The organism is Streptomyces sp. NPDC047315, assembly GCF_040643215.1.
Classification (GTDB): domain Bacteria; phylum Actinomycetota; class Actinomycetes; order Streptomycetales; family Streptomycetaceae; genus Streptomyces.
Map to the genome: position 1 here is coordinate 19,765 of NZ_JBEYTZ010000008.1, position 14,506 is coordinate 34,270.

Here is a 14,506-nt window from a genome sequence, read left to right on the forward strand (position 1 = left end):
GGCCCGTGACGGATCAGGCGACGGATCAGGCGGTGAACCGGAGCGGCCGGACTGCCGCGCCCGGTGTGTCACGGAGTCAGTTCTTCGGTAGGCAAAGGGAGTTGGGCTCCCTGCTGGCCGACGTGGAACGGGCGGGGCTGGACACCATCGCGGGCCGCAAGGCGCCCCGGGCCCGGGTCCTGCTGATCGCCGGACGTCCGGGTTCCGGGCGCAGCGCGCTGGCCGAACGGCTCGTCACCGCGCTCGTCGACCGCTACTCCGGCGGCGTGCTGCGCGCCCGGCTGACCGAGCCGGACGGCCGGCGGGTGCCCACCGAGGACACCGCCCGTGCGCTGCTCGACGCCCTGGGGGTCGCCGCCCCGCCGGGCGCGGACGCGGACGAGCTGTCGCAGTCGGTGCGCGAGGCGCTGGTCGGTCGGCGGGTCCTGCTGCTGCTCGACGACGCCGCCGACGCCGAGCAGGTCGACGAGCTGCTGCCGGAGGACCCCGGCTGTCTGCTGGTGGCGGTCTCCGGCGGTCCGCTCACCGGCATCCCCGACGTACGGCCCTGCACGCTCGGCGGCATGGACCCCAAGGCGGCGATCGAGCTGCTGGCCACCCACACCGGGTCCGTCCGCATCACGGTCGACCCGCAGGCCGCGGAATCCGTCGCCGAGGAGTGCGCGGGGCAGCCCGCCGCCCTGGTCATGATCGGCGGTTGGCTCGCCGCCCGCCCCAAGGCGTCGGTGGCGGACGCGACGAAGCGGCTGCGGGCGCTGCCCGACGACGAGGAGGTGCCGAAGGCGCTGCGGCCGGTCGCCCGCGCCTTCCGCCTGGTGTACGAGTCCTTGCCGCAGCCGGCCGCGCGCATGCTGCGGCTGCTCGCGCTCGCCCCGGCCGGACTCGTCGACGCGCACACCGCGTCCGCGCTCGGCGGCAGCTCGCTCGACGACGCGCGCGCGGCGCTCGCCGGCTTCGTCGGCCTGGGCCTGCTGCACCCCGACGCGGACGACGGCGGCGAGGGCCACCGGGTGCCGGGTGTCCTGGTCCCGCTGATGAAGTCCCTGATCGACGCCCATGACAAGCCGTCCGAGGTGCAGCTCGCCCGGGCCCGGATGCTGGAGCGCTCGGTGCGCCGGCTCCAGTCCTGCCGTGCGGTCACCGAGCCCGAGGGATCGCCCGCCCGCGAGGCGGTGGGCGCGCTGCCGAGCAGCCTGCGCTTCCCGGACGCTGAGACCGCCGCCGGCTGGCTGCGGGCGCGGCAGCCAGCGCTGCTGGCCGCCGCGCGGGTCGCGGTCGAGGACGGCGAGTTGGACACCCTGGCGAGACGGCTGGTGGCCGCGTTGGTACGGGCGCTGGCGGCGCACCGCGGAACCGAGGCCGCCGCCCCCGAGCTGTACGGGCTGCACCAACTCGTCCTCGACGTCGCCGAGCGCCGCGGCCTGCACCGGGAGATCGCCGCGGCCCTGCTGAACCTCGCCGACCTGGACGCGCAGACCGGCCGTACGGAAGACGCGCTGGCCCGCTACCGGGCCGCGCTGGACGCGGGGCGGGCCGCCCGCGACCCGTACGCCACCTGCCGTGCGATGGAATCCGTAGGCGGCGCGTACCAAGAGCTCGGGGACTGGCAGCGGGCCGCCGACTGGTACGGCCGGGCCCTCGCCCAGCGCCAGACGCGGCAGGAGCGCGCCGACGAGGCGCGGCTCTACGGGCGGCTGGGCACGGTCCACACGTACGCCGGACGCTACGGCGAGGCGCTGCGCTGCTGGCGGGCGGCGGTCGCCGGCTACCGCAAGGTGGGCGACGTCCCGTCCCAGGCGCGGGCGCTCAGCGAGGCGGCCCGGGTGCAGGAGTACGCGGGGCGGCCCGAGGAGTCGTTGCACACCTGCCGCGAAGCGGTGGAGTGGGCGCGGCAGGCCGGTGACGCCCGGCTCCAGGCTGCGCTGCTGTTGAGGCTGGCCGACACCCTCGACCGGCTGGGCGACCCCGCGGCGGCCCGGCTGCACCGGTCCGGGGCCGAACGCCTGCTCGCGGCGGAGGAGGCCGCGGGCGCGGACGGGGAGGCGGACGGGGCGCAGGGCCCGGGTCCCGCCGGGGGCGCGGACGCCGCGGAAGGCTCGGCGGGTGCCGCCTCCGCCCCGGGCGAGGCGCAGGCCAAGGGGGCCGCCACGGCGGGCGACACCACCTCGACCGCAAGGGCAGCCGAGGGGTCTGCCTACGAAATCCGCAGTGGTGCTCGATAGAAATATTGGTTTGCAAGGCTAGACAGCAGGAAGTCCTTCATTAAACTGGCTCCATCGCGTTATCTCGCGGTGTGTACCCGTGTGCCTTGTGTGTACGGGTTATATGGAATTGCCCCTACCCCCTGAGCCAAGGACCGTGATCGACGTGAAGGTCGGCATCCCCCGCGAGGTCAAGAACAACGAGTTCCGGGTGGCCATCACCCCCGCCGGCGTGCATGAGCTGGTGCGCCAGGGCCACGAGGTGTTCATAGAGCAGAACGCCGGCGTGGGCTCCTCGATCACGGACGAGGAGTTCGCCGGCGCCGGCGCCCGGATCCTGCCCACCGCCGACGAGGTCTGGGCCACCGCCGACCTGCTGCTGAAGGTCAAGGAGCCGGTTGCCGAGGAGTACCACCGGCTGCGCAAGGACCAGATCCTCTTCACCTACCTGCACCTGGCCGCCTCGCGCGAGTGCACCGACGCCCTGCTGGAGTCCGGCACCACCGCGATCGCCTACGAGACGGTGGAGACGGCGAACCGCCAGCTTCCGCTGCTCGCCCCGATGTCCGAGGTGGCGGGCCGGCTGGCGCCGCAGGTCGGTGCGTACCACCTGATGCGCTCGGCCGGTGGCCGCGGCGTGCTGCCGGGCGGCGTCCCGGGCACCGCCGCCGGCCGGGCGGTCGTCATCGGCGGCGGCGTCTCCGGCTGGAACGCCACGCAGATCGCCGTCGGCATGGGCTTCCACGTCACCCTGCTCGACAAGGACATCAACAAGCTGCGGGAGGCCGACAAGGTCTTCGGCACCAAGGTGCAGACGATCGTCTCCAACGCCTACGAGCTGGAGAAGGCCGTCGTCGAGGCCGACCTCGTCATCGGCGCGGTCCTCATCCCCGGCGCCAAGGCGCCGAAGCTGGTCAGCAACGAGCTCGTCGCCAAGATGAAGCCCGGAAGTGTCCTTGTCGACATCGCGATCGACCAGGGCGGCTGCTTCGAGGACTCCCACCCGACCACCCACGCCGACCCGACCTTCACGGTCCACGAGTCGGTCTTCTACTGCGTCGCCAACATGCCGGGCGCGGTGCCGAACACCTCCACGTACGCCCTGACCAACGCGACGCTGCCGTACATCGTCGAGCTGGCCAACCGCGGCTGGGTCGAGGCGCTGCGCCGTGACGCGGCTCTCGCCCTCGGCCTCAACACCCATGACGGCCAGGTCGTCTACGGCCCGGTCGCCGAGGCCCACGGCCTGCCGCACGTCGAGCTGTCCGCGCTCATCGGCTGACGGTTCGGCCGATTCGACCGCCCCGTCGACCGATCCGCTTCGGACGGTCAACGGACGCCGTCAACACCCCACGTCTGGCCGGATCTTGCCCCTGCAAGGTCCGGCCGGACGTGTGTGCGGGCGCACGCGGTCGCGCCGGATCGTTCAACTCGCCACGAACACCGCCTTTGCGCCGATGTGCACACCTTGGACCCGTGGGCCGAGTCACACCAAGTCGGTCGTGCGCCCTTGACAGGAGGGTGTTCCGTTGCCGACACATCAGGTCGGGTCCGGTGGATTGTGTTGCTGCGGAGCGGTGACACGCCATAGAGTCGCCAACCGTCGGCATGGTGCCACGCTGACCTATCGATAAAGTCCTGGTCATGGTCCAAGGAGGTAAGACGACTTGTGAATGAGTCGACATTTACTTCCGGGGGTGGTCACACGAGGACGGCTGCCATGGGTCCGGGCCCGACGTCCGGGCGTGCGCCCGTCGACTCCAGGGGATCCAAGGGATTCGCCGGAACTGTCGGTGCCGTCGCCGTGCGGACCGCATCCACGCGCCAGGACGCCGTGCCCACCACGCACATGACGACAGCCCACACGATGAAGATGATGGACGGCCTACACGTGAACGCCACGGCCGGCAACGAGAGTGGCCGAGAGTCCACCCACTTCGCCGCCTACGAGGAACTCCCCGAGGGGCACTTCTACGACCCCGACGCCGAATACGAGCCCGACCCCGAATACGCGGCCACCCTCGCGCCCGACGCGGCGCGCCAGCGCCGCGAGCGCATCGGCCCCACAGGACGACCCCTGCCGTACTTCCCGATCCCGGGCCCGCTGACCGACCACGGCCCCGCGAAGATCATCGCGATGTGCAACCAGAAGGGCGGCGTCGGCAAGACGACGTCGACCATCAACCTGGGTGCCGCGCTCGCCGAGTACGGACGGCGCGTCCTGCTCGTCGACTTCGATCCGCAGGGCGCCCTGTCGGTCGGCCTCGGCGTGAACCCGATGGAGCTGGACCTCACCGTCTACAACCTGCTCATGGAGCGGGGCATGTCGGCGGACGAGGTGCTGCTGAAGACCGCCGTTCCCAACATGGACCTGCTGCCGAGCAACATCGACCTCTCGGCCGCCGAAGTGCAGTTGGTGAGCGAGGTCGCCCGCGAGTCCACGCTGCAGCGGGCGTTGAAGCCGCTGATGTCCGACTACGACTACATCGTCATCGACTGCCAGCCCTCGCTCGGCCTGCTCACGGTCAACGCGCTGACCGCGGCGCACAAGGTGATCGTTCCGCTGGAGTGCGAGTTCTTCGCGCTGCGCGGGGTGGCGCTGCTCACCGAGACGATCGAGAAGGTCCAGGAGCGGCTCAACCCCGAGCTGGAGCTGGACGGCATCCTCGCCACGATGTACGACTCGCGCACCGTGCACAGCCGCGAGGTGCTGGCGCGGGTGGTCGAGGCGTTCGACGACCACGTGTACCACACGGTCATCGGGCGGACGGTCCGCTTCCCGGAGACCACGGTCGCCGGCGAGCCGATCACCACCTACGCGTCCAACTCGGTCGGCGCCGCCGCGTACCGCCAGCTCGCCAGGGAGGTGCTCGCCCGGTGTCACGCCGAGTGAGTCTGCCCGGAGCCGACGAACTGTTCCGTACGACCGGGGGGATGGCGCTGCAGCCGTCCTCGCCGCGGCGCGGGGCGAACGGCGAGCCGCGGGTGCCGGCGCCGGCGGGGGAGAGCGACCCCACCGAACGCGGCGCCGACGGGGAGCCCGCGCCGCGTTCCGCGCCCGCTCCCTCGCACGAGCACGCGCCGACCGAGGCGGAAGGCGCCACGGAGGGCCGCAGCAGGGCCGAGGAGCCCGCGACGCCGGTCCCGGGCGTTTCGGGCAAGGCCCGCCGCTCCCAGGCCGTCCAGGACGCTCCTGCGGGCGCGGGCGCCGGCGGGCGGCGCGCCCGGGGCCGTACGAACCGCCGGCCCAGCGGCCGTGAGCGGCACGACGAGAAGATCACGGTCTACGTGTCCGCCGAGGAACTGATGGACCTGGAGCACGCCCGGCTGGTGCTGCGCGGTGAGCACGGACTCGCCGTGGACCGCGGGCGCATCGTCCGGGAGGCCGTAGCCGTGGTCCTGGCCGACCTCGAACAACGCGGCGACGCGAGCATCCTCGTCCGTCGACTGCGGGGCCGCTGAGGGTAGCCTGCGCGCTGCCCCGCCGTGCTGCCCCTGGATCCGCCCATGCCCACGCCCGACCCGTCGCACCGCCCGTCCCGCCGTCCGCTGGGGCGGGGGCCGGGCACGCCCCCGGAGCCCGAGCAGCCAGAGCGTGAGCCGGAGCAGCCGGAGCCGGAACCGGAGCAGTCCGAGTCCGAGTCCGAGCCCGGGCGCGCGGAGGCGGAACAGCCCGAGTCGAGCGGCGACGCGTCCGACGCGGGCGCCCCGCCGGACGGCCGGTTCACCGTACGGCTGGTGAACTTCGAGGGCCCCTTCGACCTGCTGCTCCAGCTGATCTCCAAGCACAAGCTGGATGTGACCGAGGTCGCGCTCTCCAAGGTCACGGACGAGTTCATGGCGTACATCAGGGCCATGGGCGACGACTGGGACCTCGACCAGACGACCGAGTTCCTGGTGGTCGCGGCGACCCTGCTGGACCTCAAGGCCGCCCGGCTGCTGCCCACGGCCGAGGTCGAGGACGAGGCGGACCTGGCGCTGCTGGAGGCCCGGGACCTGCTGTTCGCCCGGCTGCTCCAGTACCGCGCGTACAAGCAGATCGCGGACATCTTCGAGGGGCGGCTGGACGCGGAGGGCCGCCGCTTCCCGCGCACCGTCGGCCTGGAGGACCACCACGCCGAGCTGCTGCCCGAGGTGGTCATCAGCATCGGCGCGGAGGGGTTCGCGAAGCTCGCGGTGAAGGCGATGCAGCCCAAGGCGAAGCCGCAGGTGTACGTGGACCACATCCACGCGCCCCTGGTCAGCGTGCGGGAGCAGGCCGAGGTCGTGGTGGCGCTGCTGCGCGAGCGGGGGCGGGCGAGCTTCGGCGAGCTGACCCGGGACGCCCCGGACACCCTGACCGTCGTGGCCCGCTTCCTGGCGCTGCTGGAGCTGTACCGGGACAAGGCCGTGGCCCTCGACCAGGAGACCGCGCTCGGCGAGCTGCTGGTGCGGTGGACCGGCGGGGAGGCGGCGGGGCGCGTCACCGACGAGTTCGACCGGCCACCCGATGCCGTACCCCCCAAGGCGGGGGCGCGCGCCGGGCGAGAGACGACGACGGAGGTCACGGCGTGAGCACCCCCCAGCCGGCAGCGCAGCCCGTGGGCGAGCTGAAGCCCGCCCTGGAGGCCGTCTTGATGGTCGTCGACGAGCCGGCGACCGAGGAGCACCTGGCCAAGGTGCTCCAGCGGCCCCGCCGCGCCGTCGCCGACGCCCTGCGGGAGCTCGCCGACGAGTACGCCGTCCAGGGCCGCGGCTTCGAGCTGCGCCTGGTCGCCGGCGGCTGGCGGTACTACACCCGCCCCGAGCACTCCGCCGCCGTGGAGCGCTTCGTCCTCGACGGCCAGCAGGCCCGGCTCACCCAGGCCGCGCTGGAGACCCTGGCGGTGGTCGCCTACCGTCAGCCCGTCAGCCGTTCCCGGGTCTCCGCGGTGCGCGGGGTGAACTGCGACGGCGTGATGCGGACCCTGCTCCAGCGGGGTCTGGTCGAGGAGGCGGGCGCGGAACCCGAAACAGGTGCGATCCTGTACAGGACGACGAACTACTTCCTGGAGCGGATGGGCCTGCGGGGCCTGGACGAGCTGCCGGAGCTGGCGCCCTTCCTCCCCGAGGCCGAGGCGATCGAGGCCGAGACGCAGGAAGGCGTCCCGTCGTTCGATCCGGACGCTCCGGACCCAGACGCAGATGACAAGACGACGGAAACTTGATGCGAAGCAGCGGCAGGAACAGCAGCGACGGTAAGAGCGGCGGGCGCGGGAACTACCGCGGCGCGGGCAACAACCGCGACGACAGGCAGAAGCGCGCGGGCAAGCCCCGTCCCGAAGAGCGCCGCTACGACGTCGGCGGTTCCGGTTCCGGCCCTGCTTCCGGCGGCGGTGCCGGCTCGGGCGGCGGTCCGAAGAAGGGCCGCGGCTCCGCGGCCCGCGGCGGCGCCAAGGGCGGGCCGAAGCAGTCGCCGAAGCCGGGCGGCGCCGGGAAGTCCACGGCGGGCCGCGGCGGGCGCTCCGCCCCCGCGCGCTCCCGCGAGTACGACGCCCGCGTCGAGGAGCGCAACCGCGAGCGTTACGCGAACAAGCCGCAGATCAAGACGGCCAAGACCTTCCCCGGCGCCGAGCAGGAGGGGGAGCGCCTGCAGAAGGTGCTCGCCAGGGCCGGCATGGGCTCCCGGCGCGCCTGCGAGGAGCTGATCGACCAGGCGCGGGTGGAGGTCAACGGCGAGATCGTCACCGAGCAGGGCCTGCGCGTCGACCCGGAGAAGGACGAGATCAAGGTCGACGGGCTGACCGTCGCCACCCAGTCGTACCTCTTCTTCGCCCTGAACAAGCCGGCCGGCGTCGTCTCCACCATGGAGGACCCGGACGGCCGCCAGTGCCTGGGGGACTACGTGACCAACCGCGAGACGCGGCTGTTCCACGTCGGTCGGCTGGACACCGAGACCGAGGGCATCATCCTGCTCACGAACCACGGCGAGCTCGCCCACCGCCTCACCCACCCCCGTTACGGGGTGAAGAAGACCTACCTCGCCGCGATCCAGGGGCCGCTCCCGCGCGAGCTGGGCAAGCGGCTGAAGGACGGCATCCGGCTGGAGGACGGCTACGCCCGCGCCGACCACTTCCGGGTCGTGGAGAACACCGGGAAGAACTACCTCGTCGAGGTCACCCTGCACGAGGGGCGCAAGCACATCGTGCGCCGAATGCTCGCCGAGGCGGGCTTCCCGGTGGACAAGCTGGTCCGCACGGCCTTCGGCCCCATCGCCCTCGGCGACCAGAAGTCCGGCTGGCTGCGCCGGCTGACGAACACCGAGGTCGGCATGTTGATGGGCGAGGTCGGACTCTAGTCCGAAGCCGAACGCCCCCGGCGCACCAGGGGGCACCCCAGAACACCCGAGACCCGCGGCGCACGGCGCCGCGGGTCTTCTTTTCGCCTTGTGCCGCACACCGCCATTCTTTATAGTCATGGTGACTATTAAGGGGGGCTGGGTTTGAGTTTCACGGAAGTCCTGGACTTCTTACAGCGGCCGTTGTTCACACTCCTCGACACCCCGGTCAGTTGGACCGAGGTGCTGGGATTCGGCAGCGGCGCCCTGACCGTCTGGCTCACGACCCGTCAACACATCGCCAACTGGCCCGTCAGCATCGCCAACGGCCTCTTCTTCATCGTGCTGTTCGGCCAGGCGGGGCTGTACGCGGACGCCGGCATCCAGGTCGTCGGCATCTCGCTCGCCTGCTTCGGCTGGTGGACCTGGCTGCGCGGGGGCGGCCCCGGCACCGACAAGCTCCCGGTGCGCCGCACCGGCCGCACCGAGTGGATCGGGTGGCTGGCCACGGTCGTGCTCGGCACCACCGGGCTCACCCTGCTCCTGGACCACGCCACCGACTCCACCGTCCCCTTCTGGGACGCGGTCACCGCGGTGCTGTCCCTGCTGGCGACCTTCGGACAGAGCCGCAAGCGGCTGGAGGCCTGGTGGTTGTGGATAGCCGCCGACCTCATCTACATACCGCTGTACGTGCACAAGGACCTGTACCTGACCTCGCTGCTGTACATCGGGTTCCTGACGCTCTGCGTGATCGGGCTGCGGAACTGGTCGCGCGACCTCGCCGCGGACGCCCGGCCCGCGGGGGCGACTCCGTGACACCGGACCCGAGCCGCTTAGGCAACCACCACCACCTGCACCACCCCACCCGTCCGCCCCCGTTCGACTCCAGGAGCACCACGCATGCCCCGCCGCGCTTCCCCGTCCGCCGCGCAACCGGCCCCGGCCCCTGACGACCTGCCGGAGTACGACCCGCGCGCCTTCCCGCCCTTCGCCGTCACCGTCGACCTCGCCGTCTTCACCGTCCGCTCGGCCCGGCTCAACGTGCTCCTCGTCGAGCGCGGCGAAGCGCCGTACCGGGGCGCCTGGGCCCTGCCGGGCGGGTTCATACGGCCCGACGAGTCGGCGGGCGGGGCGGCGCGGCGGGAACTCGCCGAGGAGACGGGACTGTCCCCGCACACCGTCCGCGACCTCCACCTCGAACAGCTGCGGACCTACAGCGACCCGGACCGCGACCCGAGGATGCGCGTCGTCTCCGTCGCGTACGCGGCCCTCCTGCCCGACCTGCCCGAGCCGCGCGGCGGAGGGGACGCCGCCGCGGCCCGCTGGACGGCCCTCGCGGACGTCTCCGCGCTCGCCTTCGACCACGACCGCATCCTCACCGACGCCCACGACCGCATCTGCGCCAAGTTCGAGTACACCTGCCTCGCCACCAGCTTCTGCCCGCCGGAGTTCACCCTCGGCGAGCTCCAACAGATCTACGAGACCGTCTGGGGCGTCGCCCTCGACCGGCCCAACTTCAGACGGAAGGTGCTCGCCACCCCCGGCTTCGTCGAGCCGGTCGACCGACCGCCGCGACGCACCGGAGGCCGGGGCAAACCGGCCGCGCTGTACCGGGCGGGCACCGCGTCCGCCCTGCACCCACCACTCCTGCGCCCGGAAGGACGGCAGCCATGAGCACCCTCGACACGCCCCGCGCCACCACCCGACAGGCCGCCACCGGCGCGCTGATCGGCCTCGCCCTCGGTGACGCCCTGGGCTTCCCGACCGAGTTCAACGACGTACCGCAGATCCTCGCCAAGTTCGGACCCTGGCGCGACATGGGCCTGCCCCAGCCGGCGTTCGTCACCGACGACACCCAGATGACGCTGGCCGTCGGCCGCGCCGTGCGCACCGCCATGGACAGCGGACCGCTCTCCCCGGACCGGCTCGTCGGCCCGCTGCGGGCCGAGTTCACCGCCTGGTACCGAGACCCGCAGAACAACCGCGCCCCCGGCCGCACCTGCCTGGACGCCTGCGAGGCCCTCGAAGACGAGCGGCTGCCCTGGCAGCGGGCCAGCATCATCGGTTCCAAGGGCTGCGGGGCGAACATGCGCGTCGCCCCCGTCGGCCTCGTCCCCGGCCTGAGCGACGAACAGCGCGCCGGCGCGGCCCAACTCCAGGCCGCGCTCACCCACGGCCACCCCACCGCGCTGGCCGCTGCCGACCTGACCGCCCGCGCCGTCCACCTGCTGGCCCGCGGCGCCGAACCCCTCGGCCTGGTCGGCGTGTTGCGCTCGTACGCGTACGAGAACCGCTACCGCTACCTGGAGCGCTGGCTCGGCGACCTGTGGACCCACTCCCACGACGCCTCGCCCCACGACTTCATCGCCCGCGGCTGGGAGGAGTGCCTGGCAGCCCTGGACCGGCTCGCGACCGCCCTGCCCACCGCGAACCCGGAACACGACCCCTGCCTGACCACCGGAGACGGCTGGATCGCCGAGGAAGCGCTGGCCACCGCGCTCCAGTGCTTCCTGCTCTTCCCCACCGACCCGCTCACCGCCCTGCGCCGCGCCGCCTGCACCCGCGGCGACTCGGACTCCATCGCCGCCCTCGCCGGAGCCTTCGCCGGCGCCCACCTCGGCGCCACGGCCTGGCCCCGCCACTGGGCGGACACCATCGAGTACGGCAGCGACCTGGTGTCCCTGGGGGCGCTCTGGGACTCCTGACCGGCCCTGAGATCCTGGTGCGGTGAACCCCCTGCACCTGGATCTCGGCACCGTCGTCGCCGAACAGCCCGACCCCCTGCTCTTCGCCACCGTCTCCGGCGCGCACCTGTACGGCTTCCCGTCCCGCGACTCGGACGTGGACCTGCGCGGGGTGCACCTGCTGCCGGTGGAGCAGCTCATCGGGCTCGGCGCGCCCGACGAGACCCGCTCGCGCACCTGGGACCGCGACGGCGTCGAGATGGACCTGGTCACCCACGACCTGCGGAAGTTCGTCACCCTGCTGCTGCGCCCCAACGGCTACGTGCTGGAGCAACTGCTGTCCCCGCTCGTCGTCCACACCTGCGCGGCGCACGCCGAGCTGGTCGCCCTCGCGCCCGGCGTCGTCACCAGCAACCACGCCCACCACTACCGGGGCTTCGCCACCACCCAGTGGCGGCTCTTCGAGAAGTCGGGGGAGCTGAAGCCGCTGTTGTACACCTTCCGCACCCTGCTCACCGGCATCCACCTGATGCGCAGCGGCGAGGTGCAGGCGTCCCTGCCGGTGCTGCTGGACGAGGTGGGCGAGGCCCCCGGCCGCCTGCGGGAGCTGATAGCGGCCAAGGAGGCCGCCGAGCACGGCCCGGCCGCGGCGGCGGGCGTCGACCGGGCGGCGGTCGCCGCCCAGGTCGAGACGTTGCACGCGGTGCTGGAGCAGGCCCGCTCGGACAGCGCGCTGCCCACGGCGCCGTCAGTGCGCGAGGCGCTGGGGGACTTCGTCGTACGGGTCAGGTTGGCGCGCTGACGCGCGGCGCGTCCGGACGAGGAAGTCCTCCACCCGGGCGCGGTCCGGGCCCGGTGGGAGGGGACTGCGTTCGGCCGCAGTGGTGGCCTCCTCGACGAGCCGGGCCATCCAGGGCTCCGCCCGCTCCCAGGGGACCTCGCCCCGGCGGACCGCGAGCAAGCTTTCCCGGGCGTCGCCGACGTCGAGGACGAGTTCGCCCGTACGCAGCAGGTCGCGGCAGCTCAGCAGCAGGCGCAGCAGGTGCATCACCGGCTTGCCGCGCGGCGGGCGCTGCACCCGGCGGTCCGCGGCCAGCTTCTTGGCCTGGCCCTCCGCGTACCCCACGAAGGTCCGCAGGACCTCGCGGGACAAGAACGCGTCGCGCAGCGCGAGCAGCTCGCGGCCGGTGTCGTCGACGTGCTCGACGAGCGGGGAGTGCAGACACTCCAGGACGTTCGGATTGGCGCGCAGCGCCAACTCGCAGAACCGTTCCAGCTCCCAGGAGAACTGCTCGGGCAGCGGGCCGTCCACGTGCGTCGGCGGCTTCTCGAAGCGCCAGAAGAGCGCGGTGGGCGCGAGGAAGACCCCGCGCAGGTCCGTGTCGCTGTCCTCGGTCGCCAGTCCGAAGGCGCGCGAACCCATGACGCAGGAGTACACCGTGTGGTCGCTTACGAGGTCTTCGGGGGCGGGGCCGGAGCGCATGGCCCCACGCTACGTGCCCCGGCAGTGCGTCAGGGCAGCAGGATCGCTTCGCCAGTGACGCTGATCTGCTGCGGCGGCAGGGGGCGGCTGGCCGGGCCCCGGGCCACCGTGCCGTCCGCGACGTGGAACTCGCTGCCGTGACAGGGGCAGTCGATCGTGCCGTTGGCCACCTTGGCGACGAGACACCCCTCGTGGGTGCAGACCGCGGAGTACGCCTTGAACTCCCCGGCCGTCGGCTGCACCACCACGACCTTCTCGCTCTGGAACACCTTGCCGCCGCCGACCGGGACGTCCGCCTTCGTCGCCAGCTGCTTCCCGCCGGCGGTGGCGGTGCCGGTGGCCGTGGTGGCTGCGGGCGACGGGGTGCCCGTCTGCTCGGAGGAGCCGCCGCCCCCACCGCACCCGGCGGCCAACCCCGCCGCCCCGGTGACGCCCACCCCAAGGACCGTCCGTCGTCGCGCGTCCATGGCCGCTCTCCCTCACTCGCTCCGTGCGTACCTGCGGGGCGTGCATCTTCGCACCGGCGTCACGCTCGGTGTCCGCAGGAACACCCATGGGCGGGCGCGCCCCCTCTGACGGGCCACCGGCGGGCCGCCGACGGCCCGCCGGTGGCCCGTCCAGCGCATACCCTGGCCCTCACCACCACCCCGGCGCCGCCGCGCCGCGAGCCGTCGCCCCGCGCAAGGACATCGCCCAGTGAGAACCGCCCTCGTCATCGGAACCGGCCTGATCGGGACCTCCGCCGCGCTCGCCCTCGCCGGCCGCGGCATCGTCGTGCACCTGGTCGACCACGACCCCGAGCGGGTCCGCACCGCCGCCGCCCTCGGCGCCGGCACCGAGGAGCCGCCCGACGGGCCGGTGGACCTCGCGATCGTCGCCGTGCCGCCCGCGCACGTGGCGTCCGCGCTGATCGACGCCATGCGGGCCGGGCTCGCCCGCGGCTACCTCGACGTCGCCAGCGTCAAGGGCGTGCCCCGGCGCGAGCTGGAGGCGGCGGCCGTGGACCTGTCCGCGTACATCGGCACGCACCCCATGTCCGGCAAGGAGCGCTCCGGGCCGCTCGCCGCGACCGCCGACCTCTTCGAGGGGCGGCCCTGGGTGCTCACCCCCACCCCGGACACCGACACCGAGGTGCTGAACCTCGCGCTGGAGCTCGTCGCGCTCTGCCGCGCCGTGCCCGTCGTCATGGACGCCGACTCCCACGACCGGGCCGTCGCCCTGGTCTCGCACACCCCCCAGCTGGTCTCCTCCATGGTCGCGGCCCGGCTGCGGGAGGCGGACGAGACCGCCGTGCGCCTGTGCGGGCAGGGCATCCGCGACGTGACGCGGATCGCCGCGTCCGACCCCCGGATGTGGGTGGACATCCTCTCCGCCAACCCCGGGCCGGTCGCCGACGTCCTCGCCGGGCTCGCCGCCGACCTCGACGAGACCGTACGGGCGCTGCGGGCGCTGCAGTCCGCCGACGCCGACCAGCGCAGGGACGGCGTCGCGGGCGTGGAGGACGTACTGCGGCGCGGCAACGAGGGACGTTCCCGGGTGCCCGGCAAGCACGGCGCGGGACCTGCGGCGTACGAGGTCGTCGCGGTGCTCATCGGCGACCGGCCCGGCGAGCTGGCGCGGATCTTCGCGGACGCCGAGCGGGCGGGCGTGAACGTGGAGGACGTGCGCATCGAGCACGCCACCGGGCAGCAGGCGGGCCTCGTCCAGCTGATGGTGGAGCCGTCCGCGGTGCCGGTGCTCACCGCGGCCCTGCGCGAGCGGGGCTGGTCGATCCGCCAGTAGTCGGTACGGACCCGGCCCGGGCCCGTACTGACCGGGCCGCTCACCGGGTCCCGCACAGGTC

Annotated in this window: 14 protein-coding genes; 12 read left to right on the forward strand and 2 right to left on the reverse strand. The window is 73.1% G+C overall.

The genetic code is table 11. The features are described 5' to 3' along the window. Positions 1-32 precede the first annotated feature (32 nt). The 11 genes from ABZ842_RS10895 to ABZ842_RS10945 all read left to right on the forward strand — a co-directional run bounded on the left by ABZ842_RS10895 (position 33) and on the right by ABZ842_RS10945 (position 11,982). Complete coding sequence (locus tag ABZ842_RS10895; RefSeq protein WP_361535906.1) at positions 33-2,222, forward strand: tetratricopeptide repeat protein; 2,190 nt, start codon at positions 33-35, stop codon at positions 2,220-2,222. A 145-nt stretch (positions 2,223-2,367) separates the two neighbouring features. Then, entirely contained in the window at positions 2,368-3,483 is a 1,116-nt protein-coding gene (ald, locus tag ABZ842_RS10900; RefSeq protein ID WP_361535908.1) for an alanine dehydrogenase, read from the forward strand. A gap of 567 nt (positions 3,484-4,050) precedes the next feature. Further along, positions 4,051-5,094 (forward strand): ParA family protein, encoded by a 1,044-nt coding sequence (locus ABZ842_RS10905; protein ID WP_361535910.1) that lies wholly within the window; start codon positions 4,051-4,053, stop codon positions 5,092-5,094. Next, a complete protein-coding gene (locus ABZ842_RS10910) occupies positions 5,079-5,663 on the forward strand; it encodes a hypothetical protein (protein WP_361535240.1) in 585 nt (194 codons plus the stop codon). Before ABZ842_RS10905 ends, ABZ842_RS10910 begins: the two co-directional genes overlap by 16 nt. 45 nt (positions 5,664-5,708) lie before the next feature. After that, positions 5,709-6,755 (forward strand): segregation/condensation protein A, encoded by a 1,047-nt coding sequence (locus ABZ842_RS10915; protein WP_361535243.1) that lies wholly within the window; start codon positions 5,709-5,711, stop codon positions 6,753-6,755. A gap of 26 nt (positions 6,756-6,781) precedes the next feature. After that, a complete protein-coding gene (scpB, locus tag ABZ842_RS10920) occupies positions 6,782-7,387 on the forward strand; it encodes an SMC-Scp complex subunit ScpB (RefSeq protein ID WP_361535912.1) in 606 nt (201 codons plus the stop codon). Further along, on the forward strand, positions 7,387-8,517 hold the full coding sequence (locus ABZ842_RS10925) for a pseudouridine synthase (protein ID WP_361535246.1): 1,131 nt from the start codon (positions 7,387-7,389) through the stop codon (positions 8,515-8,517). The genes scpB and ABZ842_RS10925 overlap by 1 nt, the downstream gene beginning before the upstream one ends. A 144-nt stretch (positions 8,518-8,661) precedes the next feature. Beyond that, a complete protein-coding gene (gene pnuC / locus ABZ842_RS10930; protein WP_361535249.1) occupies positions 8,662-9,312 on the forward strand; it encodes a nicotinamide riboside transporter PnuC in 651 nt (216 codons plus the stop codon). A gap of 84 nt (positions 9,313-9,396) precedes the next feature. Further along, complete coding sequence (locus ABZ842_RS10935) at positions 9,397-10,170, forward strand: NUDIX domain-containing protein (protein WP_361535252.1); 774 nt, start codon at positions 9,397-9,399, stop codon at positions 10,168-10,170. Then, positions 10,167-11,201 (forward strand): ADP-ribosylglycohydrolase family protein, encoded by a 1,035-nt coding sequence (locus ABZ842_RS10940; protein WP_361535255.1) that lies wholly within the window; start codon positions 10,167-10,169, stop codon positions 11,199-11,201. Before ABZ842_RS10935 ends, ABZ842_RS10940 begins: the two co-directional genes overlap by 4 nt. Before the next feature lie 22 nt (positions 11,202-11,223). Next, complete coding sequence (locus tag ABZ842_RS10945) at positions 11,224-11,982, forward strand: nucleotidyltransferase domain-containing protein (protein WP_361535258.1); 759 nt, start codon at positions 11,224-11,226, stop codon at positions 11,980-11,982. Here ABZ842_RS10945 and ABZ842_RS10950 read toward each other — a convergent pair. Next, positions 11,929-12,663, reverse strand: coding sequence for a nucleotidyltransferase domain-containing protein (locus tag ABZ842_RS10950; protein ID WP_361535261.1), 735 nt, complete (start codon positions 12,661-12,663; stop codon positions 11,929-11,931). The genes ABZ842_RS10945 and ABZ842_RS10950 overlap by 54 nt on opposite strands. 29 nt (positions 12,664-12,692) lie before the next feature. Further along, positions 12,693-13,130 (reverse strand): Rieske (2Fe-2S) protein, encoded by a 438-nt coding sequence (locus tag ABZ842_RS10955; RefSeq protein ID WP_361535264.1) that lies wholly within the window; start codon positions 13,128-13,130, stop codon positions 12,693-12,695. Between the two features lie 229 nt (positions 13,131-13,359). Here ABZ842_RS10955 and ABZ842_RS10960 point away from each other — a divergent pair, with 229 nt between their 5' ends. Then, on the forward strand, positions 13,360-14,445 hold the full coding sequence (locus ABZ842_RS10960) for a prephenate dehydrogenase (RefSeq protein ID WP_361535267.1): 1,086 nt from the start codon (positions 13,360-13,362) through the stop codon (positions 14,443-14,445). Positions 14,446-14,506: the final 61 nt, after the last annotated feature.

Bases quoted from the DNA above. Each gene is read 5' to 3' on its own strand.
- ABZ842_RS10905 (WP_361535910.1), top strand. From the start codon at position 4,051: ATGACGACAGCCCACACGATGAAGATGATGGACGGCCTACACGTGAAC.
- ABZ842_RS10915 (WP_361535243.1), top strand. From the start codon at position 5,709: ATGCCCACGCCCGACCCGTCGCACCGCCCGTCCCGCCGTCCGCTGGGG.
- ABZ842_RS10925 (WP_361535246.1), top strand. From the start codon at position 7,387: ATGCGAAGCAGCGGCAGGAACAGCAGCGACGGTAAGAGCGGCGGGCGC.
- ABZ842_RS10935 (WP_361535252.1), top strand. From the start codon at position 9,397: ATGCCCCGCCGCGCTTCCCCGTCCGCCGCGCAACCGGCCCCGGCCCCT.
- ABZ842_RS10940 (WP_361535255.1), top strand. From the start codon at position 10,167: ATGAGCACCCTCGACACGCCCCGCGCCACCACCCGACAGGCCGCCACC.
- ABZ842_RS10950 (WP_361535261.1), bottom strand. From the start codon at position 12,663: ATGCGCTCCGGCCCCGCCCCCGAAGACCTCGTAAGCGACCACACGGTG.
- ABZ842_RS10955 (WP_361535264.1), bottom strand. From the start codon at position 13,130: ATGGACGCGCGACGACGGACGGTCCTTGGGGTGGGCGTCACCGGGGCG.